We start from the raw sequence: 3291 nt of genomic DNA, 5'->3' as shown, positions 1-3291 counted from the left end.
TGGTTGCGGGGGCAGGATTTGAACCTGCGGCCTTCAGGTTATGAGCCTGACGAGCTACCGGGCTGCTCCACCCCGCGGCCGTTTCCCGAGGGCTATATTGCGATCGGGATGATATGAGTATCGTAAGGAGAGAGATTGGTCTCTTGTCAGGTTTGGCGGTGACCTACTCTCCCACGTCTTGAGACGCAGTACCATTGGCGTGACGGCCCTTAACGGCCGAGTTCGGGATGGGATCGGGTGTTTAGCCGTCGCTATGACCACCAAACCGGACCAGAGACCAGCGGGATTTTCCCGCGAACATCGATGTTGTTCAAGTCTGTGACGCTGTATGCGCTTTCTTCTGTTTCGGTCATGCATTGTGTCTGTTCATTTGGAACGGACATAGCCTTGCTGTTTCCGGATCAGATCAAGCCAATCGGGCAATTAGTACCAGTCAGCTGAATGCGTTACCGCACTTACACCTCTGGCCTATCGACGTGGTCGTCTTCCACGGCCCTCAAGGGAGGCCTAGTTTTGAAGGGGGCTTCACGCTTAGATGCCTTCAGCGTTTATCCTGTCCGAACATAGCTACCCTGCACTGCCGTTGGCACGACAACAGGTCCACCAGTGGTTCGTTCAACCCGGTCCTCTCGTACTAGGGTCAACTCTTCTCAAGCCTCCTGCACCCACGGCAGATAGGGACCGAACTGTCTCACGACGTTCTAAACCCAGCTCACGTACCTCTTTAAACGGCGAACAGCCGTACCCTTGGGACCTGCTCCGGCCCCAGGATGAGATGAGCCGACATCGAGGTGCCAAACGATGCCGTCGATATGGACTCTTGGGCATCATCAGCCTGTTATCCCCAGAGTACCTTTTATCCGTTGAGCGATGGCCCTCCCACTTGGGACCACCGGATCACTATGGCCGACTTTCGTCTCTGCTCGACTTGTCAGTCTCGCAGTCAGGCTGGCTTCTGCCATTGCACTCGACGACCGATTTCCGACCGGTCTGAGCCAACCTTCGCGCGCCTCCGTTACGATTTGGGAGGCGACCGCCCCAGTCAAACTCCCCACCATGCAGGGTCCCGGATCCGGATAACGGACCGCGGTTAGACATCAAGAAGGCGAAGGGTGGTATCTCAAGGATGACTCCACGGGAACTGGCGTCCCCGCTTCGATGTCTACCACCTATCCTGCACATCACATTCCTGATGCCAATGCAAAGCTAGAGTAAAGGTTCATGGGGTCTTTCCGTCTAACCGCGGGTAGTGTGCATCTTGACACACAGTTCAATTTCGCTGAGTCCACGTTTGAGACAGCGGGGAGATCGTTACGCCATTCGTGCAGGTCGGAACTTACCCGACAAGGAATTTCGCTACCTTAGGACCGTTATAGTTACGGCCGCCGTTTACTGGGGCTTCAATTCAGAGCTTGCACCCCTCCTTTTAACCTTCCAGCACCGGGCAGGCGTCAGACCCTATACGTCGTCTTGCGACTTCGCAGAGCCCTGTGTTTTAAGTAAACAGTCGCCACCCCCTGGATTGTGCCCCCCGCCCATACTTGCGTACAGACGGGGCTCCCTTCTCGCGAACTTACGGGAGCATTTTGCCGAGTTCCTTAAACGTGGTTCTCTCAAGCGCCTTGGTATACTCTACCAGTCCACCTGTGTCGGTTTGGGGTACGGTCTTGTGGAGGGCTATTTCCAGGGACACCGCAGCAGCCCGGTCAATCCGATAAGACCGAACTACAGTAAGCATCCGTCACATCCTCCTGGCACAGGAATATTAACCTGTTTCCCATCGACTACGCCTTTCGGCCTCGCCTTAGGGGCCGGCTTACCCTGCTCAGATTAGCTTTAAGCAGGAACCCTTGGACTTTCGGCGAGAGGGTCTCTCACCCTCTTTATCGCTACTCATGTCAACATTCTCGCTTCTGATCTCTCCACCGGATGCCTTACGGCCCGGCTTCACAGAAAGCTTCGCGTCTCCACGCCTTTCCGTAAGGAAAGACAAGAGACATGAAGCTATATCACAGAACGCTCCGCTACCACGCACATCGCTGTGCATCCCGAGCTTCGGCTCATGGCTTGAGCCCCGTTACATCTTCGCCGCAGGACAGCTTATCTAGACCAGTGAGCTGTTACGCTATCTTTAAAGGATGGCTGCTTCTAAGCCAACCTCCTGGTTGTTTTGGCCGTCCCACATGCTTTCCCACTTAGCCATGAATTAGGGGCCTTAGCTGCAGGTCAGGGTTGTTTCCCTCTTCACGACGGACGTTAGCACCCGCCGTGTGTCTCCCGGATAGTACTCATCGGTATTCGGAGTTTGCATAGGCTCAGTAAGACTGTGGGTCCCCATTGCCCAAGCAGTGCTCTACCCCCGATGGTATTCGTCCGAGGCGCTACCTAAATAGCTTTCGCGGAGAACCAGCTATCTCCAGGTTTGATTAGCCTTTCACCCCTAGCCACAAGTCATCCAGACCCTTTTCAACGGGTGTTGGTTCGGACCTCCAGTTGGTGTTACCCAACCTTCATCCTGCTCATGGCTAGATCACCTGGTTTCGGGTCTGATCCAACGAACTCATGCGCCCTTTTAAGACTCGCTTTCGCTGCGCCTACACCTATCGGCTTAAGCTTGCTCGTTAGACCAAGTCGTTGACCCATTATACAAAAGGTACGCCGTCACCTCTCAAGGAGGCTCCGACTGCTTGTAGGCGTCCGGTTTCAGGTACTGTTTCACTCCCCTCGTCGGGGTGCTTTTCACCTTTCCCTCACGGTACTGGTTCGCTATCGGTCAGCAAGGAGTACTTAGCCTTCGGAGGTGGTCCTCCGATCTTCAGACAGGATTTCACGTGTCCCGCCCTACTTAATATGTCCAATGGTGCTTCCAATACGGGGCTGTCACCCGCTGTGGCTGTCCTTTCCAGAACATTCTTGTCACACTTCATGGATCGGCTGGTCCGCGTTCGCTCGCCACTACTAACGGAGTCTCTATTGATGTCCTTTCCTCCGGGTACTTAGATGTTTCAGTTCCCCGGGTTCGCTTCAAAACCCCTATATATTCAGGGTTTGATACCTGGTTCAGCCCGCTGTAAGTTACCGAGGTAATTACAACGAACTGTCAGGTGGGTTTCCCCATTCGGAAATCCATGGATCAAAGCTCATTACCAGCTCCCCATGGCTTATCGCAGGTTATCACGTCCTTCATCGCCTCTTGCTGCCAAGGCATCCACCAAACGCCCTTCTCGCGCTTGATCTGATCCAGAAAGAGCAAGGCCGCAGACAAGCTAAGCTGCAGCCACTTTCCGGAAC

Annotated in this window: 1 tRNA gene and 2 rRNA genes; all 3 read right to left on the bottom strand. The window is 54.5% G+C overall.

What is annotated here, in order from left to right:
* Window positions 1-77 (bottom strand) — tRNA-Met (locus ACO2Q5_RS23720).
* Between the two features lie 73 nt (window positions 78-150).
* Window positions 151-265 (bottom strand): 5S ribosomal RNA (rrf, locus tag ACO2Q5_RS23715).
* Between the two features lie 137 nt (window positions 266-402).
* Window positions 403-3236 (bottom strand): 23S ribosomal RNA (locus ACO2Q5_RS23710).
* Window positions 3237-3291: the final 55 nt, after the last annotated feature.

Origin of the sequence: Neotabrizicola sp. VNH66 (genome assembly GCF_049445895.1) — a bacterium.
In the GTDB taxonomy this organism is placed as follows: Bacteria; Pseudomonadota; Alphaproteobacteria; order Rhodobacterales; family Rhodobacteraceae; genus Pseudogemmobacter.
The sequence above is the reverse complement of the archived record's forward strand: the minus strand, read 5'-3'. Positions and strand labels throughout refer to the sequence as shown.